22 protein-coding genes, 1 pseudogene and 1 riboswitch are annotated in these 23190 nt (G+C 61.2%); of the genes and pseudogenes, 11 read left to right on the top strand and 12 right to left on the bottom strand.

Annotated features, from left to right (window positions below):
- From coxB to PG892_RS09000, 3 genes are all read right to left on the bottom strand, one after another.
- Window positions 1-1131, bottom strand: a complete 1131-nt coding sequence (gene coxB / locus PG892_RS08990; RefSeq protein ID WP_223933336.1) for a cytochrome c oxidase subunit II — start codon at window positions 1129-1131, stop codon at window positions 1-3.
- 367 nt (window positions 1132-1498) lie between these two features.
- Window positions 1499-3571 carry a tRNA(Met) cytidine acetyltransferase TmcA gene (locus PG892_RS08995; protein ID WP_113978222.1) on the bottom strand — a complete coding sequence of 691 codons (2073 nt, stop codon included), beginning with the start codon at window positions 3569-3571 and terminating at the stop codon, window positions 1499-1501.
- Entirely contained in the window at window positions 3568-3882 is a 315-nt protein-coding gene (locus tag PG892_RS09000; RefSeq protein ID WP_041211748.1) for an HlyU family transcriptional regulator, read from the bottom strand. The genes PG892_RS08995 and PG892_RS09000 overlap by 4 nt, the downstream gene beginning before the upstream one ends.
- Before the next feature lie 138 nt (window positions 3883-4020).
- Here PG892_RS09000 and PG892_RS09005 point away from each other — a divergent pair, with 138 nt between their 5' ends.
- The 3 genes from PG892_RS09005 (at window position 4021) to PG892_RS09015 (ending at window position 5547) form a co-directional block, all read left to right on the top strand.
- Window positions 4021-4227 (top strand): bacterioferritin-associated ferredoxin, encoded by a 207-nt coding sequence (locus tag PG892_RS09005; RefSeq protein ID WP_039039715.1) that lies wholly within the window; start codon window positions 4021-4023, stop codon window positions 4225-4227.
- Between the two features lie 131 nt (window positions 4228-4358).
- A complete protein-coding gene (gene bfr / locus PG892_RS09010; protein WP_010675778.1) occupies window positions 4359-4838 on the top strand; it encodes a bacterioferritin in 480 nt (159 codons plus the stop codon).
- A 250-nt stretch (window positions 4839-5088) separates the two neighbouring features.
- Complete coding sequence (locus PG892_RS09015) at window positions 5089-5547, top strand: methylglyoxal synthase (RefSeq protein WP_041211864.1); 459 nt, start codon at window positions 5089-5091, stop codon at window positions 5545-5547.
- 64 nt (window positions 5548-5611) lie between these two features.
- Here the strand turns inward: PG892_RS09015 and PG892_RS09020 are convergent, their stop codons facing one another.
- Complete coding sequence (locus PG892_RS09020; protein ID WP_041213974.1) at window positions 5612-6199, bottom strand: superinfection exclusion B family protein; 588 nt, start codon at window positions 6197-6199, stop codon at window positions 5612-5614.
- A gap of 189 nt (window positions 6200-6388) precedes the next feature.
- A riboswitch (yybP-ykoY riboswitch) is annotated at window positions 6389-6496 on the top strand.
- An 88-nt stretch (window positions 6497-6584) separates the two neighbouring features.
- On the opposite strand from PG892_RS09020, the gene PG892_RS09025 reads away from it, so the two are divergent.
- On the top strand, window positions 6585-7571 hold the full coding sequence (locus PG892_RS09025) for a sodium:calcium antiporter (protein ID WP_246878069.1): 987 nt from the start codon (window positions 6585-6587) through the stop codon (window positions 7569-7571).
- 94 nt (window positions 7572-7665) lie between these two features.
- On the opposite strand, the gene ansB is transcribed toward PG892_RS09025, so the two are convergent.
- From ansB to PG892_RS09040, 3 genes are all read right to left on the bottom strand, one after another.
- A complete protein-coding gene (gene ansB, locus PG892_RS09030) occupies window positions 7666-8724 on the bottom strand; it encodes an L-asparaginase 2 (protein ID WP_223933334.1) in 1059 nt (352 codons plus the stop codon).
- Window positions 8725-8853: 129 nt separating this feature from the next.
- A complete protein-coding gene (locus PG892_RS09035) occupies window positions 8854-9048 on the bottom strand; it encodes a heavy-metal-associated domain-containing protein (protein WP_042864882.1) in 195 nt (64 codons plus the stop codon).
- A gap of 111 nt (window positions 9049-9159) precedes the next feature.
- Window positions 9160-10110, bottom strand: coding sequence for an AEC family transporter (locus tag PG892_RS09040; RefSeq protein WP_113978225.1), 951 nt, complete (start codon window positions 10108-10110; stop codon window positions 9160-9162).
- A 134-nt stretch (window positions 10111-10244) separates the two neighbouring features.
- On the opposite strand from PG892_RS09040, the gene treR reads away from it, so the two are divergent.
- The 4 genes from treR to PG892_RS09060 all read left to right on the top strand — a co-directional run bounded on the left by treR (window position 10245) and on the right by PG892_RS09060 (window position 15182).
- Window positions 10245-11192, top strand: coding sequence for a trehalose operon repressor TreR (gene treR, locus PG892_RS09045; protein ID WP_041211765.1), 948 nt, complete (start codon window positions 10245-10247; stop codon window positions 11190-11192).
- Window positions 11193-11378: 186 nt separating this feature from the next.
- Window positions 11379-12809 carry a PTS trehalose transporter subunit IIBC gene (gene treB / locus PG892_RS09050; RefSeq protein ID WP_113978228.1) on the top strand — a complete coding sequence of 477 codons (1431 nt, stop codon included), beginning with the start codon at window positions 11379-11381 and terminating at the stop codon, window positions 12807-12809.
- An 88-nt stretch (window positions 12810-12897) separates the two neighbouring features.
- Entirely contained in the window at window positions 12898-14562 is a 1665-nt protein-coding gene (treC, locus tag PG892_RS09055) for an alpha,alpha-phosphotrehalase (protein ID WP_103858513.1), read from the top strand.
- Window positions 14562-15182: a sugar O-acetyltransferase gene (locus tag PG892_RS09060; protein ID WP_043152895.1), complete on the top strand. Its 621-nt coding sequence runs from the start codon at window positions 14562-14564 to the stop codon at window positions 15180-15182. Before treC ends, PG892_RS09060 begins: the two co-directional genes overlap by 1 nt.
- 81 nt (window positions 15183-15263) lie before the next feature.
- Here the strand turns inward: PG892_RS09060 and PG892_RS09065 are convergent, their stop codons facing one another.
- Entirely contained in the window at window positions 15264-15722 is a 459-nt protein-coding gene (locus PG892_RS09065) for an Lrp/AsnC family transcriptional regulator (RefSeq protein WP_103858512.1), read from the bottom strand.
- 96 nt (window positions 15723-15818) lie between these two features.
- Between PG892_RS09065 and PG892_RS09070 the strand changes: the two genes are divergently transcribed.
- Window positions 15819-16694, top strand: coding sequence for an EamA family transporter (locus tag PG892_RS09070; RefSeq protein WP_103858511.1), 876 nt, complete (start codon window positions 15819-15821; stop codon window positions 16692-16694).
- A gap of 52 nt (window positions 16695-16746) precedes the next feature.
- On the opposite strand, the gene PG892_RS09075 is transcribed toward PG892_RS09070, so the two are convergent.
- Window positions 16747-18240 carry a histidine-type phosphatase gene (locus PG892_RS09075; RefSeq protein ID WP_103858510.1) on the bottom strand — a complete coding sequence of 498 codons (1494 nt, stop codon included), beginning with the start codon at window positions 18238-18240 and terminating at the stop codon, window positions 16747-16749.
- A 383-nt stretch (window positions 18241-18623) separates the two neighbouring features.
- On the opposite strand from PG892_RS09075, the gene PG892_RS09080 reads away from it, so the two are divergent.
- Window positions 18624-18956 carry a hypothetical protein gene (locus PG892_RS09080; protein ID WP_039039727.1) on the top strand — a complete coding sequence of 111 codons (333 nt, stop codon included), beginning with the start codon at window positions 18624-18626 and terminating at the stop codon, window positions 18954-18956.
- Between the two features lie 114 nt (window positions 18957-19070).
- On the opposite strand, the gene PG892_RS09085 is transcribed toward PG892_RS09080, so the two are convergent.
- The 3 genes and pseudogenes from PG892_RS09085 to PG892_RS09095 all read right to left on the bottom strand — a co-directional run bounded on the left by PG892_RS09085 (window position 19071) and on the right by PG892_RS09095 (window position 22058).
- The gene (locus tag PG892_RS09085) at window positions 19071-19670 is read right to left on the bottom strand and encodes a Yip1 family protein (RefSeq protein ID WP_029314835.1); all 600 of its coding nucleotides are present in this window, start codon (window positions 19668-19670) and stop codon (window positions 19071-19073) included.
- Between the two features lie 237 nt (window positions 19671-19907).
- Window positions 19908-21251, bottom strand: a pseudogene (locus PG892_RS09090) (potassium channel family protein).
- A 225-nt stretch (window positions 21252-21476) separates the two neighbouring features.
- Window positions 21477-22058, bottom strand: a complete 582-nt coding sequence (locus PG892_RS09095) for a YjaG family protein (RefSeq protein ID WP_042864483.1) — start codon at window positions 22056-22058, stop codon at window positions 21477-21479.
- A gap of 161 nt (window positions 22059-22219) precedes the next feature.
- Here PG892_RS09095 and PG892_RS09100 point away from each other — a divergent pair, with 161 nt between their 5' ends.
- Window positions 22220-23164 carry a D-2-hydroxyacid dehydrogenase gene (locus PG892_RS09100; protein WP_043152907.1) on the top strand — a complete coding sequence of 315 codons (945 nt, stop codon included), beginning with the start codon at window positions 22220-22222 and terminating at the stop codon, window positions 23162-23164.
- Window positions 23165-23190: the final 26 nt, after the last annotated feature.

The following is a 23190-nucleotide window of genomic DNA, read 5'->3' on the forward strand; positions in this document are numbered from 1 at the left end:
TCACTTGTCCTTGTCCGGATTGGCCGGGTTGAGAAGGGACTGCACCTCGGCTGGCTGCACAAGGTCGCCGGTCTTGTTATCCCAGGCATTGCGTTCATAGGTGATGACGGCGGCCAGTTCCTGCGCCGTCAACTGTTTGCCAAAAGGCTGCATCGCCGTGCCGCTCTTGCCATGCAGGACGATGTCCAGATGCTGGGCCCGATGTTCCGCCTGTGTGGTCACCTTGCTGCCATTGAGCGCCGGGAAGATGCCGGGCAATCCGGTACCCGCGGGCTGATGACAGGCAGCGCAGTGCCCCAGATAGACTTTCTCCCCCTGTGCCATGGCTTGTGGCAACGTCATGGTCTCCGCTGCCTGCGCCTGTTGCTGTGCCTTGGCAGTTGCCTGCTCGTCTCCCTTTCTGGCAATCCACTTCTCGAACTCCTCTGCGGATTTGGCCACCACAACCACAGGCATGAAACCGTGATCCTTGCCGCACAGCTCGGCGCACTGCCCACGATAGGTGCCCGGCTTGTCGATCCGGGTCCAGGACTCGTTGATGTAGCCAGGATTGGCGTCTTTTTTCACGGCGAAGGCGGGAACCCACCAGGAGTGAATGACATCGTCCGAGGTCATCAGGAAACGGATCTTCTTGCCGACCGGCAATACCAGAGGGTTATCCACCTCCAGCAGATAATTGCCGCCCTTGGGGACATCACCGGAGATCTGCTGTTTGCTGGTCGCCAGCAGGGAATAAAACGCCACTGGATACTCTAGGTATTTGTAATGCCATTTCCATTGCGAGCCCGTGACGAGGACGGTGAGATCGGCCTTGGAGGTATCCTCCATCTTCAACAGGGTCGAGGTTGCCGGTGCCGCCATCGCGATCAGTATCAACACGGGGATGACCGTCCACAGCAACTCGATGCGGGTGCTTTCGTGAAACTGGGCGGCTTTGGCACCGCGCGATTTTCGATGGTGCACGATGGACCAGAACATGATGCCGAAGACGAGCAGACCGATGACGCAACAGATATAGAAAATCGTCATGTGCAGGTCATAGACCTGCTGGCTGATGGCGGTCGCCCCGCGCGTCATGTTGAACCGGATCTCATTGGCAAAGGCGCTGCTGCTGATGAACCACATCATCATTCCGGCACCTGCCTGAGCTGCATCGTTTCTCACATTGCACTCCCTGTGCACGTTGGAGAAGATGGCCTGCATTCCATACACCCAACGCTAACCATCTGAAAATAATGCATTTATTAAAATTCATTTCACATTCAAGTATTAGTCCATATTCAGAAAAAACCAAAATGCAGACAGCCCTGACCAGGCTCATCAGAGCAGTGGCAATGGGCAAAACGCGAGCAGGGAAGAGGGAGAAACGGGTCCCGGGGTGGCCGCGCCTTGAACGGAGAGAGCTTCAGCCATGGTGAGTCGAATCGATGTGCAGAACCCGGGAGGGGCCATTGGTTCCTCCCGGGCTCCGTGGTTTTCTGCCGTGCCAGAGGCGGGGTCAGCCCGCTGGGGCTTGCTGAGCCAGTAGTCTGGCCAGCAGGGAGCGCAATGCTTTTATCAGGGCGGGTTTGCCCGCGACACCCTGTCGGGCAGCCAGCTCGGACCAGGACGCATATTGCCAGATGGTGGCGATCAGCAACCGTCGTTCATCCTGACTCAACCCGTCCAGCATCATCACTCGCCGGAGCAGCCAGCGTTGCAGTGTCGCCTGGCACAATTCGAATGGCTTGTGATGGTGGGCAAAACAATCGAGTTCCCGATGCTCGAATTCATCCAGATCCGGCACATGAGTGACAGGTCCGCCTCTGAGGGATAGCCAGACCAGTTCGGTATCCAGCCTCTTGAGTTCACCCGCCAGCAGGGCCGGCAACTGGCTCATGAAACGCTGTCGCCATTGCGCCAGCTCGGCGTGATATTCCGATTGCAACGGCATCAGCAGCAAAGCTGCATGACTGCCGCTGGCCGCATCGCGCTGCAGACCAAGACGCAGCACCTTCAATCCCGCCTTGAGCCAGAATGGCAGCAGATCTGGACTGGCGGAGAAGGCAGATCCCAGATAATCGACCCCTAATACCCGATAATGTGATACCAGCTTGTCCAGCAACCAAGACCCCAGCCCGAGACGATGAAGGGCAGGATGGATGGCGATGCGCATCACCCTGGCATAAGAGCGCTCCCCCGCCGTCACGAAACCGGCGTGGGCCAGCAGCGACTGGGGCAGCAGATGTCCACGAGGGCGCCTTCGTCCGGCCCAGATTGCGTGCGCCAGATCAGGGGGGATATTGCCCTCCCGCGCGACCAGCGCCACCCCGAGCAACTCCTGTCCCTGCTCCATCAGATGAATGTCGAGATCCGGCCCCTCCAGTAAATACCGCAGATCACTGGGGCTGGTCTGGTAGTGAGCCAGCACGAGCAGGCCGAACACCCGATTGAGCAGCGCGTCATCACGGGCCAGCTCATCTTGTCCGACCAGGCGCCAGGTCGGTGATGTCGGGGGATGAGGTGCCGATATGTCGGCATTCAGACCAAGGAGCCGGAAGATCAGAGGCTCCAGCGGATCGCTCAGGCTCCAGCGAATGGGCTCCACCAGGTGCAGCTCCTGCCAATCCGGGGTTTGCTCATCGAGTACCCTCTTGAAGCGCAGATGAAAGCCGCGCCCCGTCCCCTCATAGCCGTGCTCCGTTGTAGCGAAGACAATGCGACTGTGACGGGCCAGCATGGCTTCCAGCAGTGGGGTCGGGATGGCGGCGGCTTCATCTACCAGCAGCAGATCCGCCAGCACGTCTCCTTGAGCCACCCGATCAGGGGACACATAGCTCAGACCGGCCAGCCGCTCAGGCATCTCTGCCAGCGCGCGCTCTGCATGGGCAAAAAGTGTCGCCACTGTAGCGTGGGAAGGGGCAGTCACCGCTATCGTCAAGGCCGGATCCCGACTCAGCAAGTCGGCGCTCGCCAGCCCCAGCACGGCGCTCTTGCCACGACCGCGATCGGCGCTCAGCACCAGGGGGCGACGGCGATGGCCGTGCAACACGTTGTGGATGGCGGGCAGCGCACGGGCCTGATCCGCGCTTAGCGGCCGGTCCCCGTCGAGAGGCTGCCAGGTAATATCACAAGAGGCAGGCGTCAGATCTCGCGCCGGATCTTCTTCCAGCAACCGTACCAGACGGGAGATGAACCCCTGCCCGGCACGATCGACCTCCTCTGGCTGGGCGACCAGCCTCTGACGATCAGGGTCTGGGTAGGTCGGCCATGCCTCCCGCGGCGGGGTCAGCAGAAGCAAGAGCCCCCCAGCCCTCAATGTCCCCGCCAAGGCACCGAATGCATCGGGGTGAAAACCACTGAAGGCATTGAATACCAGGGTGTCGCACTCCTGACCGAGCCGTTGAAGCGCCTTGGCGGCAGGCTGCGGAACATGACGCTCAGGACCCTGCCCCAGCCAGAACACCGCCCCCCACAGCAAGGATTCGGCACGAACGATGCAGTCATCCTGCTCCCCTTCCAGCCAGATCAGACGTCGCTCGCCGGCATGAGCGATAGCGTGGCGCAAGGCGAGCAGCTCGGCTGACATCATGGAGCTGGGCTGGCGTCTGGCTTCACACGGGGTTCAAACATGCGCTCCCCCATCTGGTCGATGAAGGTATGGGCCTTTTGCACCATGAAGCGCTCGGCATCCGCCGGGTTGGCAAAGAGATCGGAGCGGATGAAGCGATGGGTCTGTAATTGCCCGTCTATCTCCCTGGTGATGCGACCTGCCAGCCTGTATTGCCCCCCTTCCGCCATGGGCTCGGGATAGATGAGATAGCCCATGTATTCGATGGGCTCAACCTCGGGGCTCTGGGCGATCTCTCCCTTGAACAGGGCATTGAATAGTTTTTTGAACATGTTCGCATCCTCTCTGATGAAGGCATTCTCCCCAAGGGTGGAATCACTGGCAAGCACGGGATCTTATTACCATTCGTTCTTTGCACTACGAACCATTCTCATTTAGATTTCATCTCATTCCAGCATGAGGTCCAGATTATGTACGTGTGTTTGTGCCGCGGCATCACAGATAACCAGATCCGCAAGGCGGTACAGGCAGGCAAGACTGAATTCCGACAGTTGAAACAGTCGCTGGAAGTCGGTACTCAATGTGGTAAATGTGTGCGCATGGCGATGGAGATCATCGCTACCGAAATCGACAAGATGGAGTCAGAGCAGGCACCGCTCTATTACGAAGTGGCGTAAAACCGCCGACTTCTCGTCTTCATCTCTCCTTCTGCCCTCCAGGGGACGACTTTCCCCATCACGTTATGGTCATGTTTCTGGACTAAGCTCTAGTGATCGTTGCCTAGGCTCGAACACGAGGAGTAATGTCGATGAAAGGAGATCCCAAAATCATTGCCCACCTCAACAAGGTGCTGGCCAATGAGCTGGTTGCCATCAACCAATACTTCCTGCATGCCCGCATCTATGATGACTGGGGCCTCAAGGGGCTGGGGCACAAGGAGTATCACGAATCCATCGATGAGATGAAACATGCCGACGAGCTGGTCAAGCGGGTGCTGTTTCTGGAAGGGCTGCCCAACTTGCAGGATCTGGGCAAGCTGCGCATCGGTGAGACGGTGGAAGAGATGCTGCGCTGTGACTTGTCTCTGGAGATGGACGCCATCCCCGACCTGAAAGTCGCCATCACCTATGCCGAGTCCGTGCAGGACTACGTCAGCCGTGACCTGTTCCAGGAGATCCTGGAGGATGAAGAGGAGCATGTGGACTGGCTGGAAACCCAGCTCGATCTCATCGCCCGCATCGGTCTGGAAAACTACCAGCAATCCCAGCTCCATGCCGAGTCATCCTGAATCTAGATGACATCAAGAGACAATCCCAACCCGCCCTGGCGGGTTTTTTCATGGCACCAGCGGCAGAGATCTTGCCCAACGATACGGTAGCCAACCTGGTTGCTGACAAGGCAGGCCAGAGGCTGTCAGGATGGCAGGCGCCGGATTGAACCGCCTCCGGGATCACAGTTACGATGCATGGGGCAGCGGCAGGCGCCGCTTTCGATTAGGATACGACCCCATTCCCATCATTTTGCTACGGATGACCTCCATGGAACTGATTGCACGCGAGATGGCGCCCCACAAACGGGTTGCCCTGGTGGCTCACGACAACATGAAAGCCCCTCTGCTGAACTGGGTGCTGCGCCGCAAGGAGGAGCTCAAGCTCCACCATCTCTATGCGACCGGCACCACGGGCACCCTGCTCGGCAAGAAGGCGCAGCTGCCCATTACCTGCCTCTTCTCCGGCCCCATGGGAGGGGATCAGCAGCTCGGCGCCCTCATCGCCGAAGGGAAGATAGACGTGATGATCTTCTTCTGGGATCCCCTCAATCCCGCCGCCCACGATCCTGACGTCAAGGCCCTGCTGCGCCTCGCGGCCGTCTGGAACATCCCGGTCGCCACCAACGAGGCGACGGCGGACTTCATCATGGACAGCCCGCACATGCAGCAGGCATTCAGCGTCCAGGTGCCCGACTACGCCGGCTACCTCAAGGCCAGAACCGAATAAGCAACGCCAGACAGCAAAGAGCCGGAACAGATGTCCGGCTCTTTTCTTTCATGGGGGGAGAAGGTCAGCGCTGGAGGCTTTTCTGCGCGAATTTGGGCCTGGCATTCATGATCTGCTCCACCTGCTCGTCGCTCATCTTGCCCCGCGACAGTCCCAGAACCTTGTAGGTCAGCAGAGGGCGAGCCGGCAGGGCGATCATCAGGGCGCGGATCTGGTTCTCGTCCTCCTTCTCTCGCGCCGGCTTGCCGTAGGCGTAGGTGAGCACGCCGGCATCCATCAGGTTTTTGACGGCGGGTTCGGTGATCGGCAGGTTTATGACGCTTTTCCGTTGCAGTACGAACTCCCGCAGCACCGCCTTCTCGTTGAAGTCGAGGAAGCCAATCATCTGGGCCAGCTGATCCTGCTGGCGGCGGGACTGCCACTCGTCACAGGCCCACTCCCAGGCGATCAGGAAGCCCTGACTGCAGAAATAGGAGATGGCGATCAACATGCCGACTCCAAGCCAGGCCGCATGAGCCGTGGCCCACTGGCTCACGGCACCTTTCATCAATCCGGCCGGAAACAGCAGGATGATGCTGCAGCAGAGCAGCAGCCAGACCATCAGCCAGTTGAGGCGATTAAGCTGGTAAAAATGTTGGATCCACCGTTTCATCGTTCACCCTTCCCAAGTCAATGTGGACAGTAGCCAACTCATAGCAATCGCTGTGCCAGCACAAGGATCCCCGTAAAAAGATCAGGATCCCGGACGGGAGAGTCGAGGGTTGTCACATCCTTTTACAACTTGTCGCGCGGATCATCCCCTGTTGGTCTTGCGCCTCACCGAGCCACTTGGTAAAAAGCCCGCACTGTCACTGGGGAGTAGCAACCCGCCCGAAATCCGGGCAGGGCCCATGTCAACACTCTTGGATCCGCAGATCCATGGCATGGGCGGCGATAGCACCTATCGTCCTGCAAGACCTTTGGCCCCGATATGCACGCCAGCCGGGCGAGCCGTATCGGGTCCATCGGTTGTTCTGCTCGCCTGGCGGTTACTCATCATGCTGATCACCCTGCTGTTATTTCTGATCTCTGCCGTCACCATCTATCTGGCCTGCGAATACTTCGTCAACGGCATCGAATGGACCGGCCATCATTTCAAACTGTCCCAAAGTGCCACCGGTTCTCTGCTGGCGGCCCTCGGCACGGCCCTGCCCGAATGTATCGTCACCCTGACCGCCCTGCTGATGGGGGATGCCCCCGCCCAGCAGCAGATAGGCATAGGTGCGGCCCTCGGCGGTCCCCTGGTGCTCTCCACCCTTGGCTATGCAGCCGTTGGCGTGACCCTGCTGCTGTGCCTGGACCATGGGCACAGGGTCATTCATGGTGAGGTGCAGCGCGAGATAGGCCGCGATCAGGCCTGGTTTGCCGGTATCTTCCTGCTGGCCGTGCTGCTTGGCATGATGGCCTTCACCGATAAAACCTGGCTGGCCCCCCTGTTCGTGCTGATGTACCTCCTCTATGTGCGACGTGAGCTGAAACAGACCGACAGCCACGATGCCGAATTGCCCTCCCCCCTCAAGCTGGATCCGCACACCAGGATCCCGGCGCTCGGCAAGGTGCTGCTGCAAACCCTGGTGGCGCTCGGTGTGGTGGCGCTGGCGGCCCAGCTGTTCGTTCACCAGCTGGAGAACATGGGCGAGCTGTTCGGTCTCTCTCCGGTAGTGGCCGCCCTGCTGCTGAGCCCGGTGGCCACCGAAATGCCCGAGCTGATGAACGTGCTCATCTGGGTGCGGCAGGGCAAGCACCGGCTGGCACTGGCGAATATCTCCGGCGCCATGATGATCCAGGGCACCATTCCCAAGGCGTTCTGCCTGCTGTTCACCCCCTGGCTGCTGGACAGCACCATGATGGCCTCCTCCCTGGTGACGCTGCTGGCGGTCGCGCTGCTGTGGAGGGGGTTCAGTCGGGAGCGGATGACGGCGGGCAGGCTCGCCCTGGTGGGGCTGGTTTACCTGGGTTTCTGCGGCTGGCTGATGATGAGCTGAGGGCCGGCCTCTGCCTCTGGCGCAACAAGAAAGGGCAGGATCCCATCCTGCCCTTCATCTCACGGGGTAGTGTCAATCAGACCGATCCGAGGTCTCAGAACTGCTGGAACCAGCGCTGGATCTGGGCCGGATCCTTGCTCTGGGTCAGGGCGAGCATCAGCAGCACCCGCGCTTTCTGCGGGTTGAGGGTCTCGGCGGCGACGAAGCCGTACTTGGCATCATCGATCTCCGCATCCAGGGTGGTAGAGCCGGTCGGCACGCGGGCGGAACGCACCACGCGAATGCCGTCCTTGCTCGCCTTGGCCAGGGTGTCGAACAGGGTGTGGTAGAGGTTGCCGTTGCCCACCCCGGCGCTGACGATGCCGTCGAACTTGGCATCCACCAGGGCCTTGGCCGGCAGATCCGAGGCGTTGGCGTAGCTGTAGACGATGCCGACCTGGGGCAACTTGTCGAGCTTGCTCACATCGAACGGGGTCTTGCTGGTGTGCTGGCGGGCCGGGCTGCGCTGGTAGTCGATCTTGCCGTTGTGGAGGTAGCCGAGCGGGCCGAAGTTGGGGGAAGCAAAGGTCTGCACTCCTGTGGTGTTTGTCTTGGTGACGTCCCGGGCATCCAGCACGGTGTCGTTCATCGCCACCATGACGCCACGTCCCTTTGAGGCGGGGTCGGAGGCAGTCACCACGGCGTTGTAGAGGTTCATGGGGCCGTCGGCGCTCATGGCGGTGGAGGGGCGCATGGCGCCCACCAGCACCACCGGCTTGTCGCTCTTGACGGTCAGATTGAGGAAGTAGGCGGTCTCCTCCATGGTGTCGGTGCCGTGGGTGATGACGATGCCGTCCACGTCATCCCTGGCCAGCAGCGCGTTGACGCGCTTGGCGAGCGTGAGCCACACCTCGTCGTTCATGTCCTGGGAGCCGATCTTGACCACCTGCTCACCCTGCACGTCGGCCACGTTTTTCATCTCGGGCACGGCGGCGATCAGCGTCTCGATGGCCACCTTGCCTGCCTCGTAGTTGGACTGGGTGGCGGACTGGCCCGCCCCGGCGATGGTGCCGCCGGTGGCCAGAATGTGCACGCTGGGCAGCGCCATGGCCATGGGGGAGAGGGTCAGGCCGAGTACGGCGGCGATCAGGGTCTTGCGAATGGGAAGGGTCATGCTGCAATCCTTTTGGATGAGGGAATTGCAGCATTTTTATTCTTTTCAAACGGGATTTAAGTGATCACTCTCACCAATAAAAAGAAGTAAACAGAATATTAGTCTGATTTATACCAATTAAGTGATAATTCACTCTACCTGAAAGCCTCTCGCCTCGATCAGGGCGATCAACTCGGCTTTGCTCAGCTCACTCTCGATGACGGCCTGGCGGCTGGCAAAGTCGACCGTGGCGGTGCGGACTGACGGCTGAGCCAGCAAGGCCTTTTGCAGGCTGGCAGCGCAGCCGCCGCAGGACATGCCGGTAACGGTGAGTTCGATGGTCATGGGCTCTCTCCTCTGTCGATGTGACCTCAACCTAAAGCTGCCGCCTCCGGCAAGGTCAAGGGCGAATGCCGATCCCGTCAACCCCGGGTCGTGCATCATGGCGGCGCCCCATCACCCCATCAGTCCCAGGTAGTTCATCAGGGTGGCCCCCAGGCTGGTGGTGACGAGCGAGCCCAGGGTGGTGGTGGCGATGATGTTGGCCGCGAGGGCACTGTCACCCCCCATGGCACGGGTCATCACATAGCTGGCGGCGGCGGTGGGGGTAGAGCTGATGAGGAACAGGATGCCGAGGGCCTGAGGGCTGAAGCCGAGCGCCCAGGCCCCCAGCACCAGCAGCACGGGGATGCAGCACAACCGGTTGACCGTGGCCCAGCCAGTCAGCATGGCGCCGCCGCGCAGGGCCTTGAGGTTGAGGCTGGCGCCGGTGCAAAGCAGGGCCAGCGGCAGGGTCATGTTGGCGAAATAGTTGCCCGTGCTGATGACCAGCTGGGGCAGTTCGATGCCGAGCAGACCGAAGGGCAGGGCCGCCAGAATGGCGATGATGAGGGGGTTTTTGACGATCCCCTTGAGTATGGGGGCGAGCCCCTTTCCGCCCCCCAGGCTGCGGGTCAGGGTGATCACCGCGAGGATGTTGTAGAGCACTGTGATGGAGCCCACCAGCAGGGCGGCGGCCCCTATCCCCTCCGGGCCGTAGGCGTTTTGCACATAGGCCAGCCCCATGATCCCCATGTTGCCGCGAAAACTGCCCTGCACGAAGATGCCCCGCAGTTTCTGCTCGCTGATGAAACGGGCCGCCAGCACCTCCAGCACCAGGAAACCGGCGAGGGTGCCGAGCAGGCCGTAGAGGATGAGCCAGGGGCTCGGCATGGTGGAAAAATCGGTGCGCACCATGCTCAGAAACAACAGAGCTGGCAGGGTGACCTGGAACACCAGACGGGAGGCGGACTCGACGAAGCTGTCGGGCAAGAGACCCAGCCGCTTGAGCCAGATGCCGAGTACCAGCACCAGACAGATGGGGCCCGTGATGGAGAGAGAGAAGTGCAGACTTGCCAACAGATCCATGATGCGCGTCCTGTGCAACGGCGAAGAAAGTCGCCTGGGAAAGGGCATTCTAACGCCATGGGCTTGTATTCACAGGAGTTAATCACAACAATGTCTGCATCCCGGTTGTCGCCCTCCCCTGTCACGGATCCCCCATGGAAAAGAAACTGACCATCCTCGATATCGCTCGCCTCAGCGGGGTCGGCAAGTCGACCGTCTCCCGGGTGCTCAATCAGGATCCCAAGGTCAATGCCCAGACCAGGGCCAGGGTCGAATCGGTGATCGCCCAGCACGGTTTCGTGCCGAGCAAATCGGCGCGGGCCATGCGCAGCCAGAGCCAGCAGGTGGTCGGCATCGTGGTGTCGCGCCTCGACTCCAGCTCCGAGAACCAGGCGGTGCGAGGCATGCTGGAGACCCTCTACCAGCGTGGCTACGACGCCGTGCTGATGGAGAGCAAGTTCTCCCCCGCCAAGGTGAGCGAGCACCTGGCGGTGCTGGAACGGCGCGGGGTGGACGGCATCATCCTGTTTGCCTTCAACGATCTGGACTATGCCGCCATGGCGCCGCTCAGGGAGAAACTGGTGCTGATGGCCCGCGAGCGCCCCGGCTTCTCGTCGGTCTGCTTCGACGATGACGGGGCGGTGCGCGCCGTGCTTGCCCACCTCGGGGAGCGTGGCCTGACCGAGGTCGCCTATCTCGGGGTGGAACGCAGCGATCTCACCACCGGGTTGCGTCGGCATCAGGCTTACCTCGACTACTGTCGGGAACAGGGGCGCACGCCCCGCAGCGCCCTCGGGGATCTCGGTCTGCAAAGCGGCTATCGGCTCGCGGCCGAGCTGCTCACCCCCACCACTCAGGCCATGGTCTGTGCCAGCGACACCCTGGCCATCGGCGCCGCCAAATACCTGCAGGAGCAGGGTCGCACCGACATCCTGGTGAGCGGCCTTGGCAGCAATCCCATGCTGACTTTCCTCTTTGCCAACACCCTCAGCCTGGATTTCGGCTACAAGGATGCCGGTATACTGGCCGCCAGACAGCTGCTCGATCAGATTGAAGAGGGGCAGCCCCCCAGAGCGACCATCGCCCCCTGTCAGCCCCTGTAGTCTATCTTTTCCTCCATTCCCGGCGTTTTGCGCTTTTTGTGACCAGCGCCACGAATTGGGAACGTTCCCATTGCCGATGCCAGCCACTGGCTTCATGCTGATTCGGAACGATACCAATAAACGGGCGGTCCTTGGCCAGCCGGTAAAGACACGACCATTATTCATGGAGTCACAGAGGGAAGGCTCATGTCAAAAGTCAACACACAGCATCTGGCGCAGCTGATCGAGCGGATCGGCGGCAAAGAGAACATCACCACTGTCAGCCACTGCCTGACCCGGCTCAGGTTCGTGCTGGCCGATCCGGCCAAGGCCGACCCCAAGGCCATCGAGACCATCCCTTCGGTGAAGGGGAGCTTCACCCAGGGCGGCCAGTTCCAGGTGGTGATCGGCAACGAGGTGGATCAGTGGTACAAGGCGCTCACCCAGGAGATCGGCGTGAGCGGTGGCAGCAAGGAGGCCGCCAAGCAGGCCGCCCGCCACAACATGAACCCGTTGGAGCGCGGCATCTCCCACCTGGCGGAGATCTTCGTCCCCCTGCTGCCCGCCATCATCACCGGTGGTCTGATCCTGGGCTTTCGCAACGTCATCGGCGACATCAAGATGTTCGACGACGGCACCCACACCCTCACCGAGATCAGCCAGTTCTGGGCCCAGGTGCACGCCTTCCTCTGGCTGCTGGGTGAAGCCATCTTCCACTTCCTGCCGGTGGGTGTCTGCTGGTCTGCGGTGAAGAAGATGGGCGGCTCCGAGATCCTCGGCATCGTGCTGGGTATCACGCTGGTGTCGCCGCAACTGATGAACGCCTATGGCATCGGCCAGCAGACCCCGGAAGTGTGGGACTTCGGCCTCTTCGTCATCCAGAAGGTAGGGTATCAGGCCCAGGTCATTCCGGCCCTGCTGGCGGGTGTCTTCCTCGCCTGGGTGGAGACCAGCCTCAAGCGCATCATCCCGGCCTATCTCTACCTGGTGATTGTGCCCTTCATCTCCCTGCTGCTGGCGGTGATCGTGGCCCACGCCCTGATCGGTCCGTTCGGCCGCTGGATTGGTGACGGCGTCGGCTTTGCCGCCAAGGCGGCCATGACGGGTTCGTTTGCCCCCATCGGCGCCGCCCTGTTCGGCTTCCTCTATGCGCCCCTGGTCATCACCGGCATCCACCACACCACCAACGCGGTGGACCTGCAACTGATGCAGAGCATGGGCGGCACCCCCATCTGGCCGCTGATCGCCCTCTCCAACATCGCCCAGGCGTCTGCGGTCGTCGGCATCATCCTGATCAGCCGCAAGGAGAACGAGCGGGAGATCTCGGTCCCGGCCGCCATCTCCGCCTATCTCGGGGTGACCGAGCCGGCCATGTACGGCATCAACCTCAAGTACAAGTTCCCCATGCTGTGCGCCATGGTGGGCTCAAGCTGTGCGGCTCTCATCTGCGGCTTCACCGGTGTGATGGCCAACGGCATCGGGGTGGGCGGCCTGCCGGGCATCCTCTCCATCCAGCCGCAATACTGGGGCATCTACGCCGTCGCCATGCTGGTGGCCATCGTGGTCCCCGCCCTGCTGACCCTGCTGGTCTACAAGCGCCAGCAGGCTGCCGGCAAGCTGGATCTGGCCACGGCCTGATCCACACAACCTCGGCGGAGCCCTGGCTCCGCCCTTTATCGTTGCCCTGTTCCAACTAATCCGGTTTCAACCAATGAGCGAACCAACCATGACACAGACACCCTGGTGGCAAAGCGCCGTGATTTACCAGATCTACCCCAAAAGCTTTCAGGATTCCGGCGCCCGTGGCACCGGTGATCTCAAGGGGATCATGGCCCGCCTCGACTATCTCAAGACGCTGGGGGTCGATGCCCTCTGGCTGACCCCGGTCTACGTCTCCCCCCAGGTGGACAACGGCTACGACATCGCCGATTACCTCAACATAGATCCCGCCTACGGCACCATGAGCGATTTCGAGGCCCTGCTGGGCGCCGCCCATGCGCGCGGCATCCGCATCGTGATGGATATCGTGGTGAATCACACCTCCACCGAGCACGCCTGGTTCAAGTCGGCGCTGGGGGACAAGCACAGCCCCTATCGCGACTACTACATCTGGAAAGATCCGGTGGACGGCGGCGTGCCCAACAACTGGCAATCCAAGTTTGGCGGCAGCGCCTGGGAGCTGGATCCGGCCACCGGCCAGTACTACCTGCACCTCTTTGCCCGCGAGCAGGCGGATCTCAACTGGGAGAACCCGGCCGTGCGCGCCGAGGTGAAGAAGATCATCCATTTCTGGGCGAAGAAAGGGGTCGACGGTTTCCGCCTCGACGTCATCAACCTCATCTCCAAGGATCAGGCATTCCCTGACGACGAGGTGGGGGATGGCCGCCGCTTCTACACCGACGGGCCGCGCATCCACGAATTTTTGCAGGATGTGAGCCGCGACGTCTTCGCCCCCGTGGGGGCCATGACGGTGGGCGAGATGTCTTCCACCAGCCTGGAACACTGCCAGCGCTATGGCGCGCTGGATGGTTCCGAGCTCTCCATGGTGTTCAACTTCCATCACCTCAAGGTGGATTACCCGGGCGGCGACAAGTGGACCAAGGCCCCGTTCGATTTCCTCGAACTCAAGCGCATCTTCAACCACTGGCAGAGCGGTATGCATGGCAAGGGGTGGTCGGCGCTGTTCTGGTGCAACCACGATCAGCCGCGCATCGCCTCCCGTTTCGGCGATGAGGGCGAGCATAGGGTGGTCGCCGCCAAAATGCTGGCCAGCACGCTGCACGGCCTGCAAGGCACCCCCTACATCTATCAGGGGGAGGAGATCGGCATGACCAACCCCGGCTATCAGCACATCGACGACTATCAGGATGTGGAGAGCCGCAACATCTTCGCCATCAAGCAGGCGGAAGGGATGAGCGAGGCCGAGATCCTCGCCATTCTCGGCGCCAAGTCCCGGGACAACTCGCGCACCCCGATGCAGTGGAGTGCCGCCCCCAACGCCGGTTTCACCAGCGGGACGCCCTGGCTCAAGCCAGCCGCCAACTACCCCGAGATCAACGCCGAGGCGGCGCTCGCCGACCAGCACTCGGTGTTCTGGCACTATCGGGATCTCATCGCCCTTCGCAAGGCGCACCCCATCTTCACTCAGGGGGATTATCAGGAGCTGCTGACCGGGCACCCGCAGATCTGGGCCTATGCCCGCCGCGCCCACGGTCAGACCCTGCTGGTGGTGAGCAACTTCTACGGCGAGCCGGTGGAGTTTGCCTTGCCTGCCGAGCTGCAAAGCGGGGAGGCGCGGCTGCTGCTTGGCAACTACCCGGATAGCCCGGCCCGCCCGCAATCCTGCAAGCTGCGCCCTTACGAATCCCTGATCTGGCTGATGGAGCAATGATGACTGACGCAACAACAGTGCAGCGGCCCGCCGTGCGTGGCCCCGAGTGGCAGAAGATGGTGGCGGGAGCGCCCTATGATGCAGGGGACCCCGAACTGCGGGCTGCGCGGGAGCAGTGCCGCGCCCTGCTGGGAGAACTGAACCGGGAGCGAACCGATGCCCCTGACTGGGATGAGCGCCTCACCCGCCTGCTGGGTGGCCGCGCAGAACGCTGTTTCATCACGCCCCCCTTCTTCTGCGACTATGGCGCCAACATCTTTGTCGGCGAGAATTTCTACGCCAATTTCAACTGCACCATCCTGGATGTGTGCGAGGTACACATAGGCGACAACGTGCTGCTGGCCCCTGGAGTGCAGATCTACACCGCTACCCACCCGGTGGCGGTAGCGCCGCGCATCAAGGGGGTGGAGTTCGGCAAACCGGTGCGTATCGGCAACAACGTCTGGATTGGGGGCAGCGTCGTCATCTGCCCGGGCGTCACCATAGGGGACAACAGCGTCATCGGGGCGGGGTCCGTTGTCACCAGAGACATTCCGGCAGGCGTAGTGGCGGTCGGCAATCCCTGCCGGGTCTTGCGCCCCATGACGGCAGAGGAGCTGGCGCCCGGGGAACCAGGCTGACACAGAGGGGGCAGGCCGTACCTGCCCCTGTTCCTTTCCCTGACGGCGCTCTGCCGGCAAGGCTTCGGCGCAACCCCCTCTTTACCCGGGCAGCAAGGCGCCGCAACGCTTGTGCTGTCCCATGGCCACCAGAGTCTTGAAACTGCGTACCTGATCCCTGGCATGGAGCACCCGACGGGTGAACTGCTCGTAACTTTGCATGTCCCTGGCGGCCACTTGCAGCACGAAGTCCTGCTCCCCCGTCACATACCAGAGATCCATCACCTCGGGTTCCCGCTGCAGGCTGGCGATCATCTCATCGACGATGCGGCCATGATCCCGCTCCAGGGTCACCAGCACCAGCATGGTGATGGGCCAGCCCATGGTGGACGGTGCCACCAGCGCCACTTCCCGCTCGATGAGACCGGACTCCCGCAAGGCGCGGACGCGGCGGTAGCAAGCTGGGGCGGAAAGACCGACCCTGTGGGCCAGCTCCGTCGTGGGCAGACGGGCATCCTGTTGCAGCTCGGCGAGGATGAGCAGATCAAATTTGTCGGTCATGGGGTTCATTAGATAAAAATTATCGCACAAGGCCAGTATTAGACCGGTTTTACCCAAGTCTCCAGATATATTTTACTGCCCATCGTCCTGCTCGGTATGAACACCATGCAACCCAATCCCAATGCCCTCTCCTCTCTTCTGGCCGTCCTGCTCGCCATGTTGTCGATCACCCTCGGCGCCTCCCTAGCCAAATCCCTGTTTCCCCTGCTCGGAGCCGCAGGCACGACCCTGTTCCGGCTGGGGTGCGCCGCCCTCCTTCTCTCCCTGGTGTTTCGCATCTGGCGTGCCCCCCTCGACCGACGCACCCTGCTGGGCGCCATCCCCTACGGCCTGTCGCTTGGGGCCATGAACCTGCTCTTCTATCTCGCCATCGCACGCATTCCCCTCGGCGTTGCCCTGGCCATCGAGTTCATCGGCCCCCTGACGGTGGCCCTGCTCTCCTCACGCCACCGGGCAGACTTCATCTGGCTGATACTGGCCATCGCCGGGCTGCTGCTGCTCTTGCCCCTGCGGGCAACACAGCAGGCCATCGATCCCCTGGGTGCAGCACTGGCTCTCGGGGCTGGCCTCTTCTGGGGGCTCTATATGCTCACCGGAAAGCGGGCAGGAGCCTTGCTGGGCTCACAGGCTCCGGCGCTGGGCATGTGGGTGGGCACCCTGCTGGTATTGCCCTTCGGGCTGGAGGGTGCGATCGAGGCGTCATTCACCGTCCCCGTGATCCTCACCATCATCGGGGTGGGGCTGCTCTCGAGCGCCATCCCCTACTCTCTCGAGATGTTTGCCCTGCGCCGCCTTCCCCTCAAGAGCTACGGCATTCTCACCAGCGGTGAACCGGCCATGGGAGCCTTGATGGGACTGGTATGGCTGGGCGAACAATTGCCCCCGTCCCAATGGCTCGGGATAACCGCCATCATCGCCGCCTCCATGGGCACCACCTGGCAGGCGGGTCGTCGACAAGCCGGCTCCGCCTGAACCAAAAAAATCGGGGCCGGCGATGACCGGCCCCGGGGATGGTACGAGCGCGTCAGGACGAGTAGTCGTAACAGCGTTTGAGCTCGCCGAAGTCATAGAAGAAGCTGCCCACAGCAATGGGGGCGCAACCTGCCTTGAAGGCGAGCTCCTTCTCGTTGTAAAGCATCTTCACCAGCACCCGGCCGGCCTCGTTGCGGTAGACATCCCACTGGATGTTGGCCGCATAGGGAGAGACCCAGCCGCCACGCCATTCGTTGTTTTCCTGGCTCATCAGCACGCCGGGCTGGGCGCTCTGGCGGCTCCCTTCCAGCTTCATCAGGGCCGCCAGCGGGATCAGGGTCTCCGCATGGGCGAAGCGCAGCTTGGCGACATGCTCACCCGCCTCTTCCACCACCTGGGTCTGAACCTCGTTGAAGAGGCCGTCAAGCAGGGGCTGGGCCACGGCGTAGGTGGCGCTCTGGCTGGCAAGACTCGGCCCCTTCTCATAGAAGTCCTCGGCATCGGAAAGGTAGGAGAACCAGGCAGACTCCTCTGGCGTGATGAACTGCTCGAGATCCCAGGACCCGCCTTGTGCCTGCGCCTCCCGGATCATCCCCGGGCCGATGATGAAGAGGTTGTAGAGCATGAGGGCGGCGTCCACCTCGTCGCGCACATGGGTCTTGCCGCCGTCTTCCGGATTCACCGCCACGTAATCCACCCCGGCGGCCAGCTCGTCGACGAAGGCCTTGCTGTAGAGACGCTCGAGCATCTCGCGGGCCATCACCCGGGTCCTGGGCAGGGCCTTGAGCGCATCGAGGGCCTCGGTCAGCTCGGGAGCGGGAGCCACCCCGTTGTCTTCGTCCCCGACAAAGGCCTGATAGGCCTGGAAGGTGGGCAGATACCGGGTGTACTCCCCCTGCGGCTCGGTCTTGTGGAAGTAGAGCTCGAACTTGTTGCGCAGCCCCTTGTCGATCTCGGAAGGGTTCTCCTGGCTTACGTAACAGTCGGGGCTGTCTGTCACCAGAGAGACCCGTTTGGCCAGGCTCTGCATGAAGAAGTAGGCGCTTTCGTTGGCGCGATCCTTGCCCGATGTCTCGACCTTGAGGCAGAGGGGAGTCGATTCAGCGGTCAGCAGGATGGGCAGCCGTTCGGCGAGCCGGGTCGCCAGGTTGGCGTGCTCCTCCTTGCCGAGCGCACTCAGCAGGCCATAGCCGAGGGTCTGGTTGGCGGCCGTGACGGCGTCCACCTTGGCGCCGAGCCGTTGGCCCAGCTCGGTCAAGGCCCCCTGTCTCGCGGCCTCCTCCCACACCAGCTTGGTCAGCACGTCGTATTTGGGGCTGGACAGCGAGCGGGAGCCGTGGCGTGCCACCAGTTCGGTGAAGACGGGACTAAAGCCTTCAGGGGCAACCTCATAGCTGTTCATTGCCTGACGGGCGGCATAGACCGCCTTGGTGCTGTATTGATAGTCGCCGACGGCGGGCGAGGAGGAGTCATTGCCCGAATGGCAGCCGCTCAGCAGGGTGGCCGCCACGCAGGCGGCAAGGGAGGAAACGCGAAACATAGTCATCCTTGAACAAGTGTGAAAATGAAGCCGCACAGTACGCACCGGATGTGACAATCCGGTGTCAGGTCTGGGACATGCACCTCTCTCCGGAAGGGTGACCCCCCTCCAACCTGCCTGCTTCCTCCCCACAAAACATCATTCACATTTTTTGAACGTGTAGGCCAGTTTATCTCGCTAACAATGACCGGGTGAGGCGCTTAATATTCACACATCGCTTAGGCAGGAGCGCCAAGCCGCAAAACAACTGGTCGTTCATGGCAGTCCCCCATACACATGGGTGACAAACATCCGTGACAAAACAACACACCATTTGAATGACCTCTTGCAAGGATGCATTGATGCAGGCCTGTCAGGCCTTGCCAATGACATAAAAACCAAGAGAGTGAATGAACATGAAAAACGTGATCAAGATGCTGGCCGTTGCAGGCCTGATGAGCGCCGGTGTTGCCCAGGCTTCCGTCCCCGCCGACTTCAACGCCACCCCGGGTGTGCTGTTCGTGAACTGGCATGCCAGCGCCGCCATGGCCGGCAAGGCCAACCCCATGCTGGAGGTGCGCGATGAATCCGGTGATCTGGTGGCCTCCGTCCACGCCAACCTGATGGGTACCCAACAGGTACAGATCCCGAGCCGCGCCCAGGGCAACCTGACCGTCAGCCTCGGCGATCAGAGCAGCGATTACCGCATCCCGTTCGGCATCGGCAGCGGCAATCCCCGCTGATCAACGCAGACGACGTCCCTCCCGGGTCTGGCAAAGACACGCCGACCAGGTGAGAGATCAACGACAAGGGCGCCATCAAGGCGCCCTTGTCGTCGTTGCCGTCGGCATACACGGCTACTGGGTGAAGACGGGACCGAAGCCGGATCCCCACAGGATGGCCGTGGCAGCCAGCACGCAGACCAGCAGCACCAAACCGACCGTCACCACTGAGCTGGCGTAGATGAATCCCTGCTCCTTGGTGATGTGCATCAGGATGGGCACGCCGATATAGAGCAGGTAGACGGAATAGGTCAGCCCGACCAAACCGATGAGCATCACGAACCAGAGATGCGGGAAGAAAGCGGAGAAGCCCACCATGAAGAGTGGCGTGGAGGTGTAGGCCGCCAGCTCCAGCGAGGTCGTGTAGCTGGGATCCGAGCCGAAGGTATGCCCCATCCAGTGCACCAGATAGGAGAGTGCCAGCACGCCGATGATGAGGGTCACGTACATGGCGACCGACAGCTTGAATGCACTGTTGGCGGTCAGGGTGATGGGATCGCCGACCCCGATGCTCCAGCCGATGTGAACGGCGGAATAGTAGGCGCAGATGGGAGGGATAAGGGCCACGAGCAGGATGTGGGTCAGACTGTTTCTGAAGCTGTCGTGCCGCTCGTCTATGGTATGCCATTCGGTGTGGGGATGGGCATACAATCCCCATAAGTGATTCAATATCATAGCGTTATTCCTTCTCTACATCGGTGGTTGGCGGATCGATACCGGGCTTTCTCCTCTGATTGCGTCATGTCCGGGCGCTGGTGGCGCCATCGCTTGTCATGGCATGCGATGACTTTAAATAAAGTCGCTCCACCGCCGCTGCGTCAAGCAAGGTCGCCGGGACAGCCGGGAGGGATGGGAAGACAGCAGGAGGGCACCGGAGGCGGGCACTGATGGCACCCGCCGTCGGCGCTCCCGTCAATACTGCTTGGTTTTAGAGGCAAAACCCGCGAGGAAGAGACCGGTCAGGAACATGCCGCAGAAGGCTTCGATGGCCGACAGCAGTTGCAGCGGCGAGGAGGTCTGGGAGATGTCCCCATAACCCAGGGTCACGAAGGTGACGATGCTGAAATAGAGGGAGCGCCCCAGATGGCCGTGGGTTGCAGACTCCGGTGCCAGGAAATAGGTCAGGGTCGCCAGCAGGATCACCCCCATCGACATCAGCAGGCTTCTGATGGGACGCTCCCCAAACCCCCAGGTGATGAAGCTGATGAACTTGCCCGCGTACTTGAGATAGCACAACAGGGAGAGCCAGCACTTCGTCATCGGACCGCTGCGCAACCAGCGCTCCCGGAACAGCTCCCGCGGGCTCGCCAGGGACTTCATCTCGTGCAGCTTCTCCTTGTAGTAGCACTCGCCGGCGTCGACGGTGTCACCCACGCTGGAGAAGAGACGCTTGGCATTGCGATAGAGTTTGCTCGCCTCGTTGTGGTCGATCCGCCCATTGTCGTTGTAGACCACCTCCACCTTGTCCAGGTTGGTGTGCTCCATGGTGGCATCGAAGTTCTTGGCGCTGACGCTGAAGTTTTTCAGCACCGCCCGGGAGGAGTGGAAGCGGATCTCCTCGCACTCTATGGTGAAGTCCTGAAAGACCCCGTCCTCCAGCGCCAGCTCCCGCTTCTTGGCCCAGGCCCTGTGGTCCCACAGCAGGGAGTCGAACAGATCGAGCCCGATCACCCCGCCATTGACCCTGACCCCCTTGGCCGAGCAGTGCCACAGATAAACCTTGGAGTTGTTGACGGCCCCATCGAGAGAGAGCTCGTCGAGACAGGTAAAATCGAGCAACCGGCCGGAGATGATGGGGCTTTTGAGGGTAACACCGCCGATGTTGAGCAAACGATGCTTGCCCAGCACCTGGGCCTCCCCCTTGTTGTTCTCCGAGACCGAAAGCAGGCTTTGCACCCGTTTCACCTCGTCATTGCCATGTTTTCCCGCCAGCCACATGCTGTAAGGCTCGAAACGGGTCTCCGAGCGGATGAGGCCGCTCTTGCGCAGGGATTCCAGTGCACTCGAGGCGCTCTCATACAGGCGGACCTTGTCGTCGCTCATGTAGACACAAAGGCTCAGCACGCAGCGGGAGCTGATGAAGCGGGCGATGCCGATCTGGAAGATCACGCTTTTTTCTATCTTCTGCTCCGCCATCCAGTCGTCGAAATGGGGCAGCGACGCCACCAGCAGCGCCCAGATACGGGGATAATCGTTCTCACGCCGTCACTCGTTGAATTGCTCGGGGGAAAGCAGCCAAAGCTCTGTTGCATTCATAGATGACCTCAGTAATGGAGTTGTTCTCGTCGGTGATTCTCTGTCAAGTGCAACCAATAGAAGCGAGCTTACAACAGCAACGAATGGCCCCTAAGAATCAGGAGAAAAAAAGTTAACCATTTGAAAAAAATGCATAAATGCTTTCTCACACACCAAAAAATGAACGCTCAGAGATAAAAAAAACTCCCGACCGGGAGCTTTTTCTATGGGCAGTACGCGATGGCGTTACGCCTCCAGGCTGATGCCGATGTTGGAGACGCCGTCCTGGGCCGCGAAGGCGCGGATGGCAAGGATGCGATCGCTGTCCCGTTCATGGGCCACCCGTTTGAGCAGTTCGACCTGGAACTCCAGCTCGGCCTCCATGTACTCGTGCTCATAGAGCTCCTCATCGCTGAGATCCCGCTCTTCCAGCATCTCTATGAAGCCGGCGACCGTGCCGACAGACGCATGGCTGGCGTCGTTGGCCTCTTCCCCCACCCGGCAGATCACCGAGTTGTAGGCACAACCCAGCGCCACGCAGGCGTCCAGTGCCGGATAGGCGCCGTAGGATTCAAACTTGCGGGGATCGGGAATGTAGACTTCAAACGCTTCCAGAATGGCACCAAGATTGACGCGGGATCCCTTGACCGTCAGGTAGTTCCACATCTGATCCAGCGCGTGACGGAATGCCCTCGCATCCCCGAAACCGGAGGCCTGGGTAAAGAGCACATAGTTGGGGTACATGCGCTCTGCCAGCGCCAGGGTATAGACGGTTTGCTGCCAGGGCTGCAGCTCGGCCAGTCGCTTATAAAACTTGTCACCAAACACTGGAGTCGGATCCTTTGCAAAATGTGGGGCAGATTGTAGCCCACGAGGGCCCCGTCTAAAAATGAAAAAGCGCCCTGCTCGACTATCTTGCCCGATCAACTGGGGTAAGATGGAGACAGCATCCCTCTCGCCTTGCCATAAACACGATAAGGAACAAGAGTATGAGCCAACGTACCCTGCTGCTGTTGAGTCAGGACAACAGCCACTATGAACGCCTGCTCAAGGCGGCCCATCTTCCCCATCTGCACATTCTTCGGGCCGACAATCAGGCCGAGGCCGAACAGCTTATCGGTGACGCTCATATCCTGATGGCCGAGCCTGCCCGGGCCAAGCCGCTGCTGGCCAAGGCCGGCAAGCTCAGCTGGCTCCAGTCCACTTATGCCGGGGTCGACGTGCTGCTGGACGCCAGTTGCCGCCGCGACTACCTGCTCACCAATGTCCGCGGCATCTTCGGCCCCTTGATGAGCGAGTATGTGTTCGGCCATCTGCTCAGCCTGACCCGCCAGTTGCCACTCTATCGCGAGCAGCAGCAACAGGGCGTCTGGCAGAGCCATCCCTATCAGGGCTTGAAGGGAAAGACGCTGCTGCTGCTCGGCACCGGCAGCATAGGGCAGCATATCGCCCACACCGGCAAACATTTTGGCATGAGGGTGCTCGGCATCAGCCACAGTGGCCGTGAGCGTGCCGGGTTCGATCAGGTGTACCAATTGCCGGCACTCAACAAGATGCTGGCCCAGGCCGATGTCATCGTCAGCGTGCTGCCCGCCACCCGCGAGACACGCCATCTCTTCACCGCCGAACGCTTCGGCCACTGCAAACCGGGCGCCATCTTCTTCAACGTCGGCAGGGGCAATGCCGTCCATGAGGGGGATCTGCTGGCGGCACTGCAAGCCGGCAAGCCCGCCATGGCGGTGCTCGATGTGTTCGAGCAGGAACCCCTGCCCGCTGACAGCCCGCTCTGGCACCAGCCCAATCTCATCGTGACGCCCCACAACAGCGCCTACAGCTTCCCGGAAGATGTGGCCCAGATCTTCATCCGCAACTACATCCGCTTCATCGATGGTCAGCAGCTGGACGGCAGGATCGACTTTGACAAGGGTTATTGAAGCCGTTCTGCAATGAAAAGGCCCCG

Origin of the sequence: Aeromonas sp. QDB68, assembly GCF_027707405.1 — a bacterium.
Taxonomy (GTDB): domain Bacteria; phylum Pseudomonadota; class Gammaproteobacteria; order Enterobacterales; family Aeromonadaceae; genus Aeromonas; species Aeromonas caviae.